At 33.5% G+C, this 19,365-nt stretch carries 22 protein-coding genes and 1 pseudogene; 5 read left to right on the forward strand and 18 right to left on the reverse strand.

Going from position 1 to position 19,365, the window contains the following annotated elements:
- Positions 1-25: 25 nt before the first annotated feature.
- On the forward strand, positions 26-244 hold the full coding sequence (locus OPR37_RS04390; protein WP_007302571.1) for a BolA/IbaG family iron-sulfur metabolism protein: 219 nt from the start codon (positions 26-28) through the stop codon (positions 242-244).
- A gap of 16 nt (positions 245-260) precedes the next feature.
- Positions 261-578: a Grx4 family monothiol glutaredoxin gene (gene grxD / locus OPR37_RS04395; protein ID WP_007302570.1), complete on the forward strand. Its 318-nt coding sequence runs from the start codon at positions 261-263 to the stop codon at positions 576-578.
- Positions 579-635: 57 nt separating this feature from the next.
- On the opposite strand, the gene OPR37_RS04400 is transcribed toward grxD, so the two are convergent.
- From OPR37_RS04400 to OPR37_RS04425, 6 genes are all read right to left on the reverse strand, one after another.
- The gene (locus OPR37_RS04400; protein WP_264684832.1) at positions 636-1,547 is read right to left on the reverse strand and encodes a hypothetical protein; all 912 of its coding nucleotides are present in this window, start codon (positions 1,545-1,547) and stop codon (positions 636-638) included.
- A 148-nt stretch (positions 1,548-1,695) separates the two neighbouring features.
- Positions 1,696-2,730: an efflux RND transporter periplasmic adaptor subunit gene (locus OPR37_RS04405; RefSeq protein ID WP_250147227.1), complete on the reverse strand. Its 1,035-nt coding sequence runs from the start codon at positions 2,728-2,730 to the stop codon at positions 1,696-1,698.
- Between the two features lie 257 nt (positions 2,731-2,987).
- Positions 2,988-4,055: a hypothetical protein gene (locus OPR37_RS04410; protein WP_265016835.1), complete on the reverse strand. Its 1,068-nt coding sequence runs from the start codon at positions 4,053-4,055 to the stop codon at positions 2,988-2,990.
- Position 4,056: 1 nt separating this feature from the next.
- A complete protein-coding gene (locus tag OPR37_RS04415) occupies positions 4,057-4,272 on the reverse strand; it encodes a hypothetical protein (protein WP_265016836.1) in 216 nt (71 codons plus the stop codon).
- Positions 4,273-4,460: 188 nt separating this feature from the next.
- Positions 4,461-7,115 (reverse strand): pyruvate, phosphate dikinase, encoded by a 2,655-nt coding sequence (gene ppdK / locus OPR37_RS04420; protein WP_213863927.1) that lies wholly within the window; start codon positions 7,113-7,115, stop codon positions 4,461-4,463.
- Between the two features lie 65 nt (positions 7,116-7,180).
- On the reverse strand, positions 7,181-7,312 hold the full coding sequence (locus OPR37_RS04425) for a hypothetical protein (RefSeq protein ID WP_007302564.1): 132 nt from the start codon (positions 7,310-7,312) through the stop codon (positions 7,181-7,183).
- A 137-nt stretch (positions 7,313-7,449) separates the two neighbouring features.
- On the opposite strand from OPR37_RS04425, the pseudogene OPR37_RS06335 reads away from it, so the two are divergent.
- The 3 genes and pseudogenes from OPR37_RS06335 (at position 7,450) to OPR37_RS04450 (ending at position 10,029) form a co-directional block, all read left to right on the forward strand.
- Positions 7,450-8,390, forward strand: a pseudogene (locus OPR37_RS06335) (IS5 family transposase).
- A 473-nt stretch (positions 8,391-8,863) separates the two neighbouring features.
- The gene (gene fabG / locus OPR37_RS04445; RefSeq protein WP_007302563.1) at positions 8,864-9,598 is read left to right on the forward strand and encodes a 3-oxoacyl-[acyl-carrier-protein] reductase; all 735 of its coding nucleotides are present in this window, start codon (positions 8,864-8,866) and stop codon (positions 9,596-9,598) included.
- A 95-nt stretch (positions 9,599-9,693) separates the two neighbouring features.
- Entirely contained in the window at positions 9,694-10,029 is a 336-nt protein-coding gene (locus OPR37_RS04450; RefSeq protein ID WP_007302562.1) for a TrbC/VirB2 family protein, read from the forward strand.
- 1 nt (position 10,030) lies between these two features.
- Here OPR37_RS04450 and OPR37_RS04455 read toward each other — a convergent pair whose 3' ends face one another.
- From OPR37_RS04455 to secY, 12 genes are all read right to left on the reverse strand, one after another.
- Positions 10,031-11,320: a M48 family metalloprotease gene (locus OPR37_RS04455; protein ID WP_007302561.1), complete on the reverse strand. Its 1,290-nt coding sequence runs from the start codon at positions 11,318-11,320 to the stop codon at positions 10,031-10,033.
- 71 nt (positions 11,321-11,391) lie between these two features.
- Positions 11,392-12,036, reverse strand: coding sequence for a 3,4-dihydroxy-2-butanone-4-phosphate synthase (ribB, locus tag OPR37_RS04460; protein ID WP_007302560.1), 645 nt, complete (start codon positions 12,034-12,036; stop codon positions 11,392-11,394).
- Between the two features lie 3 nt (positions 12,037-12,039).
- A complete protein-coding gene (gene greA / locus OPR37_RS04465; protein WP_007302559.1) occupies positions 12,040-12,534 on the reverse strand; it encodes a transcription elongation factor GreA in 495 nt (164 codons plus the stop codon).
- 9 nt (positions 12,535-12,543) lie between these two features.
- Positions 12,544-14,085: a F0F1 ATP synthase subunit alpha gene (atpA, locus tag OPR37_RS04470; RefSeq protein WP_264684834.1), complete on the reverse strand. Its 1,542-nt coding sequence runs from the start codon at positions 14,083-14,085 to the stop codon at positions 12,544-12,546.
- Positions 14,082-14,630: an ATP synthase F1 subunit delta gene (gene atpH / locus OPR37_RS04475; protein ID WP_007302557.1), complete on the reverse strand. Its 549-nt coding sequence runs from the start codon at positions 14,628-14,630 to the stop codon at positions 14,082-14,084. Before atpH ends, atpA begins: the two co-directional genes overlap by 4 nt.
- Before the next feature lie 38 nt (positions 14,631-14,668).
- Entirely contained in the window at positions 14,669-15,022 is a 354-nt protein-coding gene (locus tag OPR37_RS04480; protein WP_010404733.1) for a YraN family protein, read from the reverse strand.
- 11 nt (positions 15,023-15,033) lie between these two features.
- The gene (gene rplQ / locus OPR37_RS04485; RefSeq protein ID WP_010404731.1) at positions 15,034-15,462 is read right to left on the reverse strand and encodes a 50S ribosomal protein L17; all 429 of its coding nucleotides are present in this window, start codon (positions 15,460-15,462) and stop codon (positions 15,034-15,036) included.
- A 7-nt stretch (positions 15,463-15,469) separates the two neighbouring features.
- Entirely contained in the window at positions 15,470-16,537 is a 1,068-nt protein-coding gene (locus tag OPR37_RS04490) for a DNA-directed RNA polymerase subunit alpha (RefSeq protein ID WP_007302554.1), read from the reverse strand.
- A gap of 20 nt (positions 16,538-16,557) precedes the next feature.
- Complete coding sequence (gene rpsK, locus OPR37_RS04495) at positions 16,558-16,944, reverse strand: 30S ribosomal protein S11 (RefSeq protein ID WP_006012273.1); 387 nt, start codon at positions 16,942-16,944, stop codon at positions 16,558-16,560.
- Positions 16,945-16,968: 24 nt separating this feature from the next.
- Complete coding sequence (rpsM, locus tag OPR37_RS04500) at positions 16,969-17,337, reverse strand: 30S ribosomal protein S13 (RefSeq protein WP_213863924.1); 369 nt, start codon at positions 17,335-17,337, stop codon at positions 16,969-16,971.
- Positions 17,338-17,396: 59 nt separating this feature from the next.
- Positions 17,397-18,038, reverse strand: a complete 642-nt coding sequence (locus OPR37_RS04505) for an adenylate kinase family protein (RefSeq protein WP_052265056.1) — start codon at positions 18,036-18,038, stop codon at positions 17,397-17,399.
- Positions 18,035-19,363 (reverse strand): preprotein translocase subunit SecY, encoded by a 1,329-nt coding sequence (secY, locus tag OPR37_RS04510; protein WP_213863923.1) that lies wholly within the window; start codon positions 19,361-19,363, stop codon positions 18,035-18,037. The genes OPR37_RS04505 and secY overlap by 4 nt, the downstream gene beginning before the upstream one ends.
- Positions 19,364-19,365 lie beyond the last annotated feature (2 nt).

A 19,365-nucleotide genomic window follows, 5' to 3' on the forward strand; every position in this document is an offset into this window, starting at 1 on the left:
GAGTATTGTAATTTAAAGTGAATCAATGGTTGTTGCAGTTCATGAATTAGAGAAAATTATCAAACAGTCATTCCCTGGTGCCGATATAAAGATTAAGGATCTTGCTGGAGATGATGATCACTACCATTTAAAAATAACTTCCCAGTGTTTTTCTGGAAGGACAAAAATAGAACAACATAGAATGGTATATAAGGCTCTTGAAGGTCAATCTATACATGCATTGCAACTAGAAACTGGAGCTTAAAATTAAGGTGATATTTATGAACAACTTTGAACAAATAAAAAAAGACATAGCAGAAAACGATGTAGTGCTGTATATGAAAGGCACCTCTGACTTTCCTCAATGCGGATTCTCTGGGCTCGTCGTATCAATTCTCAAAAATTTGAATGTAAAGTTTAAATGCATCAACGTACTTGAGAATGATGAAATACGTCAGTCCATAAAAAGTTTTTCTGATTGGCCAACAATTCCACAAATATATATAAAGGGAGAGTTTATTGGTGGCTGTGACATAATCCGCGAGATGTATGAAAAAGGTGAATTACAGAGTTTATTGAAAGAAAAACAGATTGTTTAGTAAGGAAATAAGCAAGAAAAAAATAGGCGTGCCTCACACCTAGCCTGATTAAAAACTTTAGTTTTTTGACTTTTGTACACTATTTGTACATAAGACATTCTCTTTAAGAAATGTACCAGGCCAAGTAATATTTGCCTGTACATCACTAATAGCGCGTACCATATTTACATTTTGTTTAGCCTTTTTTATTAGAGAACTTAATGACGTACTGATTTTATCAATAATGCGCAGATCAGCTTTAGGAACACTTGCTTCAATTGCTTTCAGACCACTTTGCACTTTATCAAGACTATCACTTCTTATGGCAGCAGCAATATCTATAAACAATCGCTTTAGCTCTCGAGGTTGATCTTTTATAGTAAAAAGATAGTCTGGAACGATTTCGTAATCACCATTAACATTTTGTGTGCAATATTCTTCAATAGCCTCTTTTGCATCGTAGTAATCTTGTGGATTATCAGAACAAGAATATGCTGCACAAGATTCATTTCTATAATAAGGGCTCCCATTACTCTCAATGTTTTCTATTCTCTTCTTTACACTAGAAACTAAACCTTTTCCAAATACGATAGTATCGTCTCTGTCTGATTTTGAAACAGCCTCTAATAGAGTAGGTATTGCGTCTTGTCTGTAACTAAAGATAAATTCTATGCATGGAATATTACCCAAACTATTTCTAGGGCCTTCTCCACACAAAAGTTTACTTGGAACATGTTGTATAAAAAAGTTAACTACATCACTTGAACTACTGTCTCCTAGCATAAGTAAAAATTTGGGAAAGCTAGGATATTTATTCAAAAATAATGCACCATATATTTCATCGTCAATTGACTCCAATTCATTGTCAAAAATAATACTCCTTATCTTATTATAATCTAGCTCATTTATAGCTTCTTTTAACTTTTTATTTAAGTCAAGGTTATTCAACTCACGATAACGCTTATACTTTTCTTCACTAATACGTGGCATATAATACACTCTTTTTTTATAAAACATTTATACAACTAGCTTTCTTGTTAATAATTGTCAATACTTAGATAAGTATATTAGTAAGTATTTTTATAATTATTGCTAACACGGAATTTTATCTGATTTTTACTAAAAGTGTATATACAAGCTAAACCTTATCACCAGGCTTAACAAATAGATGACCCAATGTTATTAACTTTATAGGCTTACTTTCATTATTTGCGACTACCCAAACTCCATCGTCTTCATAATCAACAATTTCTATTGCTGTAAATACTACATAATTATTATCATCAACAATCTTTATTCCAAGAATACCATCGTCATTTAAGCTTAAGGCCGAAGAAGGAATTTTATATGCAAATCTTTCACCTGAAGGGAGGCTTACACTAGCAGTCAGTCCTTGCAAAGATATAATCTCATTATCAGTTACCTTTACCTCCACTCTATAAGATCCAGTTTTAGGCTCAGCAATTTTACTAATAAAACTCACTTCACCTACTAATTCCCTTCCGTCTAGCAAATTAATTTGCGCTGTGCTACCTAGCTTTATTTTATTTACTTCATTTTCTGAAACATATAACACCACAAGAACCTGATCAAAATTAACTATGTCAGTTATCTTATGTCCAAGATTAACAAAATCCCCTTCATTTACGTTGATCTTATCTACATAACCATCAATAGGGGATTTAATCGCAGTATTTTCTAAATCCAACTCTAGCCTTTTTAGGTCAGCTTTTGCACTCTGCAATGCAGTAAAAGCTGATTCCACTCTTATCTGTGCTCCATACCCTTTTGTATTCAATTTTCGAGAGGAATCATACTCAATTTCACGCTGATTTAATAAAGCTTTGGCTTTTTCAACTTGCTCAACTCTGTCATAATCTTCTATCTTTAAAATTACATCGCCTCTTTTTACTTTTTCACCATCAGACAAATAAATAGCAATAACTTGACCACTTGTTCTTGAGACAAGGCTGACCCTATGCAAGGGATTTACCGTACCAGAAAAATTTAAATATACAGTGCGATTTTGTGGAGTATAATCCTGAGTTTTTAATGAAAAACTACTAATTGGATTATCACTATGAACCGCCTGATCTTTTTTTAAAAATGTACTGTTGATAAAAAACAGTAGAATAAGAGCAATACCGGAAACGATGATTACTTTGTTTCTCATCCTTAAACAGTAAAATTTATTGACCAATCTTGTTAGAAATAACTGCATAAATTTTCGAATCAGAAGTGTAAGTATAACACAGCTATTGTCACTCTATAAATAGTTTTATATGAGCAAGTTTTCTTACAATAAATAAGTTTTTATTGCAAAAATGCAATTTTTAATCAAATAAAAAAGTTGTGCATAAAATTTCCATCATATTATATGATGAAAATAAGAATATTGTAACAAAACTAAATATATATTTAAACAGAGCTTTAGCCCATCACTAAACCAACACCCAATTGCTCAACACTATCAATTTTAATTTGTAAAGTGCCCTTTATAAATTTATTAGCCTGGTCTGTACTCATAAAAACTGCATGTTTATTGGGCATTAATTTTTCCATATCTGCTCTATTTTTTTTATCTTGCAAATGAGGTTCGCAAATATAGCTATACTTTTTAAAATCTAGAAGTTTAGCAAAGCCATCACGATCATTCTCATGGTGAAAAGCAACATTTATACCTACTATTTCGTCCGTTTCTTGCAGCTTTCCATCTTTATCTATTACCTGTGCCTTAGCAAGCGCAACTGTAGGCTTATGGCCATAATTTGCTCCAATAATTCTCCTTATTGAGTGTTCTATTGCCATTTTTATTATTTTAGGATTACTGCAGGCATCTACTTTAGCATAAACCGACTGGCTTTCTAATTTCTCTGAGTATTTTTCATTAAATTCTTTTATCCTGTGAAAATGTCTTTCATATTGAGTCAATCCATCTTTCCCTTTTTTCTCCATCCTTTTCAAGAATTCCTCTACTGGCTCTCGTTTGGCTAGATTAATTTTGCGTATAAGCGGAATTTGTTTTTTCAAGCTAATCCAATATGGTAAGCAAACAACTTTCGCATCTTTCGAAAATAGACCTTCTAACTTTTTCACTGCATTGTATAAGTTTGCTGATTCTGGTTTATAATGCCCGCTATTATTGTCTATATAAGTTATTTTACCATTTACCACTTTCATTAAACCAGAACATAAAATCGGCTTACCGCCTGCAAGAGTTGAATGACGATAAGCCCATTCGCTTTTGTTAACATTAATATGTTCATGAGTTACTAATTTTCCATCAAGCGTGATAACATAAGCTACACAACCTTTTTTACCCTTACTAATTTTATCAGTTGTATCATATAATTTGCCCTCTAAGTTGTATAACTTAAGTTCCCCATCTTGCTCGCCAATAAATTTTCTTTGATCAAATTGTTCATCAGAGTTAAAATACTTAACCCTTGTATTAGTTCCAGGAATTTTTCTTCCTTCAACTCCAACTTCTGGAAACAAATTATATCGTGGAAAAAAAATAAGTAAAATTATTCTCTATCCAATACAGAATCTTATTTATGATACCAAAAACTTTTCTATTACCTAAATCAATAGAGAGTTGCTGTTCCTTTGGTACTGCTAGATGATTGGACTTTGTACCAGACTTGCCAAATTCTTTGGCAGCATATTTAAACTTTTCTAGTAAATATTCCTTACGTTCTTTTGATATTGACATTTTTACCTCACTCACTATTATTTTATCCTATATTTATTATTTTAGACAAAAAGTCAATCTTTCTTAAGATATTAAGAAAAGAAAAAGCAGCAGCAAAATAGCTAAACTGACTTAGATTTATCGACAATTTGAAAAATCATCATTCCGCTACTTGTTAGCCGAATCTATGTTCGCACAGTTAGTTATCGCTATTTACCCAACAAACTTATGCTAAGCTGTGCTGCCACTAATTTTGCAACCAGTACTCTATAAGGCGAGCATGACACATAATCAACCCCTGATTTGATGAAAAACTCTATGGACTGTGGATTCGCTCCATGCTCTCCACATATACCAAGTTTAATTTCTTTTCTGGTTTTTTTGCCCCTTTCGATAGCTATTCTGATTAATTCCCCTACCCCTTCGACATCTAGCACCTCAAAGGGATCGTTTTTGAATATGTTGCTTTCCTTATAAGAATCGAGGAAATTAACTGAATCATCTCGTGAAAGTCCCATAGTTGTTTGTGTTAAATCATTAGTGCCAAAACTAAAAAATTCTGCGTGTTTTGCGAGTTTGTCAGCAATAAGTGCTGCTCTTGGCAGTTCTATCATCGTTCCAATTGAATAGTTCACATCGAAATTTTCGGCTTCTTTCTTTATTAACTCGCATATCAGAATAAACTCTTTCTCACTCATGATAAAAGGAATCATGATTTCAGGTTTCACTTCTATCTTCTTTTCTTTCCTTAATTCACTTGCAGCACTGAGTATTGCCCTAATTTGCATGCCATATATTTCAGGATGAGAAATAGCAAGTCTACAACCTCGATGGCCAAGCATTGGATTTTTTTCTGATAACTGTGCTATTTTATTTTTTACTGATTCAACTGACTTATTCAGTGATTTGGCAATTTTCTCTATAATAGATTGATTGTGGGGCAAAAACTCATGTAGAGGTGGATCAAGTAAACGTATAGTAACCTCCCTGCCCTCCATAATAGAAAATATTTCTTTGAAATCAGACTTTTGCATTTCTTCGAGTTTATTTAATGCATTTGTCCTTTCATTTTCATCATCAGCTATTATCAACTTTTGAATGAATTCGATTCTATCACTAGCAAAAAACATATGTTCTGTGCGACATAATCCTATACCTTCTGAACCGAATTCTTTTGCAATTTTTGCATCTTTTGGAGTATCAGCATTCGCTCTCACCTTCACTGTTTTGATTTCATCTACCCAGTTAATTATCGTTTTGAATTCTTGAGATAATTCAGGCAAAATTGTAGGAAGAATACCAAGCATAACCTCTCCTGTTCCTCCATTGATGGTGATTGATTCACCTTTATTTACTTTTATATCCCCCATAGAAAGAAATTTTTCATCTTTATCAATATAAAGTCCATTTAGACTACAAATGCATGGTTTACCCATTCCACGAGTTACAACAGCGGCATGCGAGGTCATACCTCCTCGCGCTGTTACTATTCCACTTGCAGCATTCATTCCATTAATATCTTCAGGGCTCGTCTCTGATCTTACCAAAATTACTTTTTTACCCTGCTCTGCAGCTTTTTCAGCATCACTTGCACTGAATACTACATATCCAGAAGCAACACCTGGAGAAGCTGGCAGTCCTTTGCCTATTACTTCTTGATCGATTTTAACATCAAGAACTGGATGCAATAAATTGTCAAAAGTTTTTGGATCAATTCTCAATATTCCTTCCTCTTTTGTAATCACTCCTTCGTTTACCATATCAACTATTATGCGAATAGCAGCTTCGGCTGTGCGCTTGCCAGACCTAGTCTGCAAAATCCATAACTTACCGTCCTGTACAGTAAATTCGATATCCTGCATGTCCTTATTATGACTTTCAAGTTTTTCACATACCGCGCATAATTCTCGGTAGACACTTGGTAGCAACTTCTCCATGGTACTTTCTTGCTCCCCGTCAATTGGCATAGGAGTATAAACACCAGAAACCACATCCTCACCCTGAGCATTAACTAAAAACTCACCAAAAAGCTTTTTTTCTCCAGTTGAAGGATTACGTGTAAATATCACGCCGGTTGCAGAATTATCATTTAAATTACCAAAAACCATTGCTTGCACGTTGACCGCTGTTCCAAGGTTTTCAGGAATATTATGTATTCTTCTATAGGAAACAGCCCTATCGTTTTTCCAAGAGGCAAATACTGCATTAACCGAGTTTAACAATTGCTCTTCAACGTTCTGCGGGAAATGCTTTCCAGTTTTTTCACATACTATCTCTTTAAAATCATTAACAATTTTCTTTAAAACATCAACATTAAGATCAGCTAAGCTTTTTGCTCCACTTTTTTGCTGTTCACTATCAACAATGTCTTGAAATAAGTGATGGTCAAGCTGTAGTACAACACTCGAGTACATCATGATGAAACGACAGTAGCTATCATAGGCAAAACGTTCGCCACTTTTTTTTGCAAGCCCAACAACGGTTGCATCATTTAGGCCAACATTTAGGACTGTATCGAGCATGCCCGGCATTGAATTCACACTACCAGAGCGTATGGAAACTAATAAAGGATTATTTGAATCCCCGAATTTACAACCGATGTCACTTTCGAGCATCGCCATGTAGTTTTTTATCTCGTTACGTAGATCACAAGACAATTCATTATCTTGACAATAGGCCTGACAAACAGCAGTGGAAATTGTAAAACCAGGTGGAACAGGAATGCCAATGTTACACATCTCTGCCAGATTTGCTCCCTTCCCTCCTAGTAGATTTCTCATTGCTGCATTACCTTCACAGTTGCTTTGGCTAAAGTAATATATTAACTTTTCTTGCATTTTTTTCGGATTTTCACTAATAAACATACTATACATACTATTCTAATAAATTTGTCAGGCAGGAGTAATAAATTTTGTAAAATTCAGCACAATTAAATAGCCTCTTTTCCTTTCATTCCAGTACTCTTTTCTGTCATCTCAATGACCTCTATGATGTCATTCCAGCGCATGACGCTGGAATCCAGTTCGTCCATAATCTCAACAAAAACGTTGTGTTTTAGCATAATTTTGTGCTCAATATGCTTATTTATAGTAAAGACTTCTGGATTCCAGCAGGCTTTGTTGCACCACTCAAGGAAAGAACAGGCAGTTACTGATGGAATTTGTTATAAAATAGATATTTAGCCGACAAAGGAAAAATATGCCAATAAGAATGAAAGTCAGTAACTGCAATGAATATAACAAATTTCTTCAAGAAAGGGGAAATGTTTTTCATTATATCAACGATGCCATTGAAAATTGGTACGAAAATAGTCCAAAAGTAGCAGGTGGCAACAATGTCTACAGCGACAAAGTAGTGATTCTAATTCACATAATAACCTATCTATTCAGGATTGGTCTTAGGCAAACAGTGGGATTTATAGAGAAATATCTTGAGCAAATAGGGAAAATTTTGCAAATTATCAGCTATTCGCAGGCTTCAAGAAGGTTTAAAAAGCTTAATATCAAAATCAACGACTGCAGAGTTGATAAGAACGATATGGAAGATATTGAAATTGCTATAGATAGTACAGGTATCAGCATCTACAATAATATTCCAGGCCATAGTAAGGCAAATGGTACAGATAGAAAGTATCGCCGCTATGAGCAAACAAGATGTAATGCTAGAGATAGGTAGTAAAAAAGTTATAGCTGCAAAATACAGTAGTGGAGTTTATTCCGACCACTATGGAGCCTGTGATCTTATTGAAAGAGTGGATACCAAGTATAACATAAGCACGATATATGCAGATAGATCGAAAGAAGTTATACAAACTGTGCGATGAGCTTGACATAAAGACAAGGATTCCTCCGCAAAATAATGCAGTAGAGCATCCAAAGTTGGATTATATGAATGAGAGAAATTCTACAATCAAGCTCATAAAGTCATATGATGAAGATGGTATGAAGAGGTGGAAAAAAGAGATAAATTATTGGAAGAGATCTTATATAGAAAGTTTTTTCTCGCGACTGAAGCAAATATTTGGATTTAGTTTTAGGAATAAATCTGAGATTAATCGTGAGAAGGAACTGCTACTCAAGTGTTATTTGCTTAACAAATTTACTGAAATAGGCATGGCTAAGTTTGATATGGCTTCATGAATTTATTATACATTACCCACTATCCGAAGAGCTGTGCAACAAAGCCATCCCAGCGTCAAGTGCTGGAATGACACCGTCATACCTGTTAGAGTATGAATGTAGCCTTATCTCACACTCCTGTCATCCCAGTGCCCAGACACTGGGATCCAGAAGACTGATCAAGTAATAAGAACTAGTCACGCGCTGGCTCTCTTAAATTACTTTAGCTATAAGTATTAAGAAATTTACCAATCAAAAAAAGGCAAAAGAATCCACATGGTGCTGATTTTATTACTGTAATTGATAATGTGCTAACGCTTAAACGAAGCGTGTTTAGGCTGAATAGAAAAAAATAAAAAAAGGCATGCAACCGCCATAATTTCGCCAATAAACACAAGATTTATCAAGAAGCTTCTATTAAATGAAAGTTATGCAAAAAATCTATTGCAAGTCTTTTAATATTCTGTTAAGAGCTGGAACAAATAAAAATTATTATGTTTGGATTAGAGAATAAGAAATTTCTGATTACTGGTGCATCAGGCGGAATAGGCCAGGCAATTGTAGAAATTATGCATAAGGCCAGAGCAACTTTATGTATTTCTAGTACAAAAAAAGAAATACTCGAAGAAGTTGCTAAAAAATATGAAAAAAACATTCACGTACTTCCTTGCAACTTATCAAATCCTGAAGAGGTAAATCAACTAATAAATAAAGCAAGTGAGTTGATGAAAGGCTTTGATGGACTCATATGCAATGCAGGAATTACACAAGACAGCTTATTGTTGAGAATGACAGATGAAGCATGGCAAAAGGTGATTGATATTAATTTGACCTCCACATTTAAGCTAAATAGAGAAGCATGCAAGAAATTAATTAAAAATAATTGGGGAAGAATCATAAATATTTCTTCAATAGTAGGATTGACAGGAAATGCCGGGCAAGTAAATTATGCAGCATCAAAAGCTGGAATAATAGCTATGAGCAAATCTATAGCAAAAGAAGTTGCAAGTCGCGGTGTAACAGTAAATTGCATTGCTCCTGGATTTATAGATACTAAAATGACTGAAGTTTTAAATGAAGGACAAAAGGAAAAAATATTAGATAACATCCCAATGAAAAGAATGGGAACAGGAAAAGAAATAGCAGCAGGAGTATTGTTTTTAGCAAGCGATGAGGCAAAATATATAACGGGACATGTGCTTAACATCAATGGTGGGCTATTTATGTAGCAACACTTATTTATGGACAAATTATAAGTTTTACTTTACAATAAGTATATATATAAATTTATTTTCGCGTTAGTTTATTACTTGGAGGCAAAAGAATGAGCTATATAATAAAAAAATTTTTTAATGCTTTGTGTATAGTGCTGTTTCTCTCTTTTTCAGATTACGCAAATGCTGCTACTGATATAGATGATACAACTGCCCAAGTAATATGCAATATTATTGGTTATATTTGGGGAATAGGTGGGCCACTTATGACTGTAGTCATAATAGGTGCAGCTTTGCTTGCAATATTTGGTAGAATGCCATGGCCAGCTCTCTTTGCCCTAGGTATGTTTTGTGGTGTATTTTTTGGTGCCAAAGCGATTATAATGAAAATTATACCCGATAGCATTAAACAAGATAGTATGTTGAGCAAGTGTGGGGAAAAATAACTTAAAAATCAGGATGTTTTTGTGTGTATTGTTCCTTCATGTCTTCAATCTGTAACAAATAATGACTGTCTTTCGGTAAAGTTTTAATAGCTAACTCAGCGTACTTCATAAATTTCTCTAAATTACCTTCAATACAAGCCTTTTTCGTCAAAGCAAAATAATACATTGCCATATCAGCGCTACGTTTATATGCAATACTTAAATACTTCCAGACAAAGGCGTTATTTGTTTCTACGTTTGCAACCTGCTCTAGGTAAAAAATTGCCTTCTCTATTTCACCGTGTAATAATAAAGTATGAGATAACGCAAGTTTCACTAAATAGTTATTCTTCTCAGATAAATATCTAAGTGATTCTTCATACATTTTTATTGCTTCACTTAAATTTCCAGCTTTGTATAACATCTCCGCTTTTAATTCATATAAATAAGGATCATTGCGTGACTCTTGAATCAATGAATTAACTTTAGTAATAGCCTCTTCTATCTTTCCTTGCCTATAGTGAATTACAGCATTTACATACTTAGAACTACCTTCATATTTATTAGATAACACATGAATAGGAGCAAAAAAAGAGTCTAGCTTTGCAACCATACGCTCAAACTTCAGCAATTTATCTGCAAGGATTGGTTTTATATTGTTTTTAACCTTATAATTCTGTACAGCAAATATACGCTTATCACTAAGTGGGTGAGTGCGGAAATACTCTTCAGTGTTTTCATGCTCAATACTCTTAAAATAGTCAAAAATCTCTTTCATACCCAAATTATCATAGCCAGATTCATCTAGGTATCTTAAAGCATAGCTATCTGCTACACTCTCTTGCTCTTGAGAATAGTTAAAAAACAACCTTGAACTAAGCGTTACACCACTAAGCAAGATTGCACTCGCAACCTGAGGGTTAATGACAATACTAGAAACTAATCCTACCATATAACTAATCATTGCTATTGATTGAAAATAACCTACAGCACTACTCATTTGTAATACATGACCAGCAGATATATGAGCAATTTCATGTGCTAATATACCAAGTAAGACATAAGGTTCAGTCGAATATTGTAAAAGCCCTAAATGAATGAAAATGCTATTATTGTTAATTACAAAAGCATTAATCGATCTATCATCAACTATAAAAACTTTTATTTTATCATTATCAATACCCGCAGCAGAAAATAAAGGTTGCGCTAGATCCTTAACTACCGCTTCCACTTCACTATCTCTAATAATACTAACAGAGTAAGCGCTATTACAGTATACGAAAAAAAATAGTAAAACAAAAAGCTTAGACATGGAAATTCCTTGTTTGTATAACTTTGAGGAATTTTGTATTTTAACACTTAAACTATACGAATCTATAAACGCTAGTTTAAATTTTGAACGTAACTGATAAGTTTATCAATGGTAGTTAACTTAATATTATGTTGTTCAGCAAATTCAAGCAACTGGGGTAAGCGCATCATAGAGCCATCATCATTCACTAATTCACAAATAACTGCAGAATGATTACATCCCACTAACTTAGCTATCTCAACACTTGCTTCAGTATGACCAGCACGTTGCTCTACTCCACCCTCATGTGCAATCACAGGAAAAATATGACCGGGAGTTATAATGTCATCCTGAGTTCTATTTTTATCAATAGCAACATGTATAGTTTTTGTTCTATCCTCAGCTGAAACACCCGTAGTAATACCATAACGTGCATCAATTGATGTAGTAAAAGCAGTATGATTTTCACCAACATTTTTTTTTTCCATGAAACTAAGGCCTAACCTTTTCATGTGAACTTTAGTCATTGCTAAACAAACAATCCCTGTACCGTATCTAACCATAAAAGCCACATGTTCTGGCTCTAATTTCTCAGCTAATACAATCAGATCACCTTCATTCTCTCTGTTTTCATCGTCAACTAAAATGAATAATTTACCAGAACTAGCATCCCTCAATACATCTTCCACAGAAGAAATACCAGGTAGACTAATTGAAGGATAAGTTACTTGTACCATGATTTACTTAAACTCAATCTTAACTATTTTATACAATTTCTCTCCATTTGGCACTATCACTTCCACATACTCACCAACTTTTTTGCCAATTAAAGCACTACCGAGTGGTGAATCCGTAGAGATCAACTGCTTTGAAGCATCAGCTTCATATCCACCTACAATCTTATAAACATATTCAATTTCACTGTTATCATCACCGAGCATGCTTACCGTAACAGTTGCACCAAACATTACTGTATCACCAGACAAATTTTTTACTTCTATCACTTCTGCATGTGAAAGTTTACTTTCTACCTCAATTATACGGCCTTCAATAAAACTTAATCTCTCCCGTGCTGCATGATATTCTGCATTTTCTGATAAATCGCCTTGATCACGAGCATCAGAAATAGCCTGTATGATAGAAGGTTTTTCTTCCTTTAATTTCTCAAGTTCGACTTGCATACTCTCAAAACCTTCCCTTGTAATAGGAAACTTGTTAACAATGGATGAAGTCATAATCACCGCCTAAACGCAATTAAATTGAGTGACAAAATCACTCACAATACCAAGAATATCATCTTTTATATCATCATTCATGTCACCCGACAACTTTTTTAAAACTCCAGGGTGAACAGTTTGAAAATAATTGATAAGATCACACTCGAACCTATTGATGTTGCTCACCTGTACCTTATTTAATTGACCATACAGATTAGAAAAGATATACATAAGCAATACTTGCTCTTCTATTTGCATAGGTGAATACTGTTTTTGCTTTAATAATTCAATAAGGTATTTACCTTTGTTTAAGGACAATTGAACAGTAGCATCAAGATCAGAACCAAATTTAGCAAAGTCTTCCAGTTCTCTATATTGGGCCAAACTCAGCTTTATAGAACCAGCAACTTTTTTCACAGATTTCAATTGTGCAGCAGAGCCAACCCGAGAAACCGATAAACCTATATTCACTGCAGGGCGAAATCCTTTGTGAAACAATTCAGACTCAAGAAAAATTTGTCCATCGGTAATTGAAATCACATTAGTTGGAACATATGCAGATACATCGCCAGCCTGAGTCTCAATAATCGGCAAAGCAGTCAAAGATCCCTGTCCTTTTTCATCAGACATTTTGGCAGCTCTTTCAAGCAAGCGAGAGTGTACATAGAATATATCTCCAGGATAAGCTTCACGACCAGGAGGACGTCTAAGCAATAAGGACATCTGCCTATATGCCACAGCATGCTTAGATAAATCATCATATACCACCAAGCAATGCATTCCATTATCACGGAAAAATTCTCCAATAGTGCAACCGGTATAAGGTGCTAAAAATTGCATAGGCGCGCAGTCAGATGCGCTAGCCACAACTACGGTTGTATACTCTAATGCTCCACTTTCTTTTAGCTTATTCACCACTTTTGCTACTGTCGAAATTTTTTGTCCAATAGCAACATAAACACAGTAAATTTTTTGATTTTCGTTTACCTCATCATTAATCTTCTTCTGATTGATAATAGTATCAATCGCAATAGTGGTTTTACCAATTTGTCTATCGCCAATAATTAATTCACGTTGCCCTCTACCTATAGGAATCAACAAATCTATAATTTTAATTCCTGTCTGCAGAGGTTCATGCACAGATTTACGGTCAATAATACCTGGCGCTTTAGATTCTATATACATTTTGTTCTTGGCTCTAATTTCTCCGCCATCGTCTATAGGATCGCCTAATGCATTTACAACTCTCCCTAATAATTCATGACCTACAGGCACCTGTACAACATCACCACTACATTTTACAACGTCCCCTTCTTTTACATCACGGTCATTGCCAAGCACAACTATTCCAGCTGTATCATGATCTAAATCAAGAACTATTCCTTCTACACCGCTTGCAAAAGATACCTTTTCACCAAACTTTGCTTTTTCCAGCCCATAGACCAATGTGATACCATCCGTTACTGAAATTACTTCACCTATATTTTCTCGTTTTATAGGATTATCAAATGTCTCAACCTTCTCTTTTATTATGTTTACTACTTCAGAGGCATTTATGCTATTGTTCATATACAATTCCTTATTTTCAACATTTCCATTTTACTCAAATCAACCAATCTATCCAAATAACTCTTAAGCGAAGCATCAATCACGTTAAAACCATACCTAACTACAAAGCCACCTAGTATAGAAGGATCAACCACATGACTGACTTTTATTATTTTACCAAGAAAGTTCAAAGATTCAGTAATTATTTTTATATCAGGTTTCTTTAAAATCTCTGCTGATTTTATAGTAATTTCCAATTCATTTTCACTTTCCCTTACAAGATTTAAGAATTTTTCTAATATAAGGATTAATAAACGGGAGCGCTTGTTTGCAAGTGTAACCATAATAAATTTGACTAAGTTTTCACTCAAGTTCTCCTTTATAGAAAGTATCGCTTCTTTTTTGTGCAAAAGAGAAACCATAGGATGAGATAGATACACAAAAACATCTTGATCTTTAAAAAAAGCTAACAAAAATTCTACTTCTTTTCTTATAATACCTAATCTGCTTCCTGAGACATGAAACAGTGCTCTAGCATAAGATGAAACTAAATTATTGTTTTTCATATTCAATTACCTGTTCTAGTAAATCTAAATTATTTTAGCTACCATTGTTCAATCCAAGCATTTTTTATATAAATAGGTCTTCTCCTTAAGGAAAGAAAACATAAATCATATCTGACTGAATAATCTAAAAAATCAAGATTTTTACTTAAGAAATATTTAGAAGAATTTATAATAGACTGACACTGAAAATGAGATATCGGTACTTCTTTTCCAAATAAACTTGTTTTAACTTCTATAAAAATCAGCTCCCTTTTTTTAGATACAATTAAGTCAATTTCACCCAACTTACAACGGAAGCGACGTTTTATAACATTATAGAATTTCAGCTTTAAATATATCGAAACTAACAATTCTCCAAAGTAACCTACAAAATAGCGTAACCTACTTACCATAAAAAGAATAATTAGCTTTGTGTAACTACTTTGCTTCCTTTTTTATTTTTACTATAAATCTCACCTTTTGCTGAAATATCTCTATCAACTAGCTCTATCACTGCCATTGGAGCGCAATCACCCTTTCGAGTACCAAATTTTATTATTCTAGAATATCCACCTTTACGGTCTTGATAACGATTAGCTAGAACGCTTAATAATTTATCAACTACTAACTTACTATTATGAAGACGTGAAAGCAAAAGCCTTCTACCATGTAAAGAATCGTTATTCTTAGCAATTGTAATAAACTTTTCCACATATGGACGAAGTGCTTTAGCCTTTGGTAAAGTAGTTACAATCTGCTCATGATTAATTAACGAGATAGATAGATTCTTTAACATTGATAACCTATGCTCGGTACAACGAGACAGTTTATTTTTCTTTATTCCATGTTTCATATACTACCTAATCCTCATCAGTATGTTGTTTAGCCAGTTCATCTATATCCTTAGGCGGCCAATTTGGTATATTCATACCCAAAGACAAACCTGAATTATTTAAAATTGCCTTGATTTCATTCAAAGACTTTCGGCCAAAATTAGCAGTTCTTAACATTTCAACTTCCGTCTTTTGCACAAGATCACCTATATAAGTGATATTTTCATTTTTCAGACAGTTATGAGATCTAACAGATAATTCCATTTCATCTACTTTACGCAATAGAACAGGATCATAGCCCAAATCTTTAGCACCACTAGACAAAGAAACTTGCGATTTTTTATAACTCATATCAGAACTAATAAAAGGCTGAAATTGCTCCTGTAATATTCTTGCAGCATAGTCAACAGCTTGACTTGGAGAGATTGTACCATCAGTTTCAATTGACAATATCAGCTTATCTTTATCAGTAACTTGACCAACACGACTATTCTCTACTCTATACGAAACCCTCTCAACAGGACTATATAAAGCATTAACTGGAATAAAACCAATTAAATCTTGTTCATTCATAGACTTTAAAAATTCATTTTCTTTATATTTATTTACAGAAAGATAACCTTTTCCACTAGCAATATATATAGTAATGTTAAGCTCCACATCTTGACCTAGTGTACATATCACCAAATCTTTATTAACAATAGAGCATTGGTCATCAGTTTCTATCATTCCAGCTAATACTTGACAAGGCCCTTTAGCGCTCAAATTTAAGCACTTATTAGACGTGTTATTTAACTTACATCTCAACATGCCCATATTTAATGCTATATCAGTTATGTCTTCCCTAACTCCTTGGATCGAAGTAAATTCATGATTCACGCCTTCAATTTTTATTCCATAAACAGCACTACCGCGAAGAGAAGACAACATTACACGCCTTAATGCATGACCCAACGTTAAAGCAAAACCACTTTCCAAAGGTTCTAGAACTATATCACTTTTTTTACTTGAATCACCTGATATTACCTTAATCGCATTAGGCTTAGTTAATCTATCTAAATTTCCACAGAAAGAGACATTATCACTATAATACATACAAAAACCTTCCAAATATCCTATACTCTTCTTTTTTTCCTTAGTCTACACCCATTATGAGGTATCGCCGTTTTATCTGCAATTGAAGTGACAGTCAATCCACAATTCCGAAGTGCTTTAACTGCAGCTTCTGCACCAAAACCAGGACCACGAATTATTACAGAAACAACCTTCATACCAAATCTCTCTATTACTTTCTTCGCAGCAGAATCGGCAACCTTACCTGCAGCATAAGGTGTGGATTTTCTCGAACCAGAAAAACCACATGCACCAACAGAAGTCTGGTAAAGCGTATTACCACAAACATCAGTCACATTTACAAAAGTATTATTAAAAGTTGCACGAATATGGACAATACCAGTAATAAACCTTTTTGTATTCTTACCAACCGTTTTAACTTTTTTCATAAAAACTCACGATAATAACAAATTTTATTTTTTTCCAGCAATAGGCAATTTAGATCTGCCTTTACGAGTTTTAGCATTAGTATGGGTTCTTTGTCCCCTCACAGGCAAACCTTTTCTATGCCTTAATCCTCTATAGCAACCGATTTCCATTAAAGATTTTATATCCATAGCTACTTTTTTTCTGAGCTCACCCTCTATGACATATTTTTGCCTAATAAAACTACTAATTTTCTCTATATCTTCATCTTGTAATTCTAAAACACGCTTACGCTCATCAATTTTACAGCTACGACAAATTATATTCGCAGTAGTAATACCTATACCATGTATATAAGTTAATGCAAAAGGAACACACTTCTTCACTGGAATATTTATGCCTGCAATACGTGCCACTGATACCTCGATACTTTATTAATAATAACTCTTAATTTATACCATAAAACAACTTATAGTCAAATCAAATTACAAGAAATTTTACTTTCAATCTCTTGCATTACTCTATCAACACTCAAATTAGCGTTAATTGTTAACAACTTGTCCTTATAATACTCGCGCAAACCCTCTATCTGAGAATGATATTCTCTTATCCTCTTATTAATTGCAAGCATATTAGCATCATCAATTCTCTTCTCCAATCTCGTACTTTTACATTTAGCACAAGTAGTATTCTTAAAAGAAGATATACTATATATACTTTTACAATCCAAACAAGTAAGACGATCTTTTAATCTATCAATTGCAATATTATCGTCAAGCTGCAACTCAATTACAAGATCAACATCCCTATTGCATCTTTTTTGCAAAACTTGAGTTAAAAAATGAGCTTGATTTAAATTTCTTGGAAAACCATCTAACAAAAAATCACCATCTATTAATGCAAGCTGGTCACACAATAATTTACATATAACTTCATCTTGAATTAAATTACCAGATTCAACAGTATCCTTTATTCCTTTACCTAATTTACTCCCACTAGATATAATATTCCTTAATAAATCTCCTACTGAAACTAATTTAAAATTATACTTTGCTATTAACAAACTGGACTGAGTACCCTTACCAGAGCCAGGAGGACCAAAAATTGTAATAATCACTTTAGCTTCCTTGTTTTAGACTCATATTTCTTTATCCAACTATCGTACCTATTTGAAAAAACATAAGATTGTACTTGCATAATAGTATCAGTAATAACGTTAACTATAATCAGCAAGCTCGTCCCACCAAAAATAAATGGTATATCATAATGATACCTCATAATTTCAGGTATAGTACATATTACCACCAAATACGCAGACCCAATAAATGTTAATTTAAAAACTATATCTTGAAGATAATCAGAAGTATGTTTTCCAGGCCCTCTACCAGGAATAAAACCACCATTTTTCCTAAGAAAATCAGCATTTTCCTCTGGATTAAATATAAAATTGGTATAGAAAAAATTAAAAAGTACTATGAGTATTAAGTAAGTTATAATGTACATCACTTTATTTTCCATAAAGTAGTTTAAAATAAAATCAGCAATGGCATGACCCTTATAGAAATTTGCAATTGAAATAGGCGTTAATAAAATTGCGTTAGCAAAAATAGTTGGTATTACACCAGATAAATTGATCTTCAATGGAATGTAAGTAAAATCATCATTATGTAATTTTTTAAACTGTTTTTTGGGATATTGAACAATTACCTTTCTATAAGAAGATTCTGTAAAAATGACTAAAAGGAGCAGTAAAAAAAACAATGCTATAACAAAAAGGGTAATGAAAAACGACATACTACCATTTTTATTTAATGTTAGCAGAGATGATAAAGCATTATGTAATTCAGATGTTATGCCAGTAAAAATGATTAATGAGATACCATTGCCTATACCGCTCACACTGATCCGCTCACCAAGCCATATTAAAAATATAGTTCCACCTAAAAGGCTAAAGACACCTATAGTACGAAACATAATACCAGGTTCAACTACAACTAATACCCCTTCTATATTCATTCTTTCTAACCCTATTAAGATCGTAATTGATTGAAAGATACAAAACACTATAGTCATATAGCGTATATAAGAGTTCATCTTTCGACGTCCCAACTCTCCGTCATTTTTAATTTCATTGATTCCTTTAACGGCAGAAGATAATAATTGCATAACTATGGATGCAACTATGTATGGCATAACGTTTAACGCCAAGATCGTCATTCTAGCTAAAGCGCCACCAGAAAATAAATTAAATACTCCAAAAACACCAGAACTCTCTTTTGGAAATATATCATTGATTATATCAAGATTAATTCCAGGAATAGGAACATAAGTGCCTAAACGATAACAAACTAAAGCCATTAGAGTAAAAAATATACGCTTTAGTAAATCACTTTTATATAACAGCGTAGAATCCAAACTATTAAATGCAAATTTACTGTTCATGA

The organism is Wolbachia endosymbiont (group B) of Lycaena phlaeas, assembly GCF_947251875.1.
GTDB lineage: Bacteria > Pseudomonadota > Alphaproteobacteria > Rickettsiales > Anaplasmataceae > Wolbachia.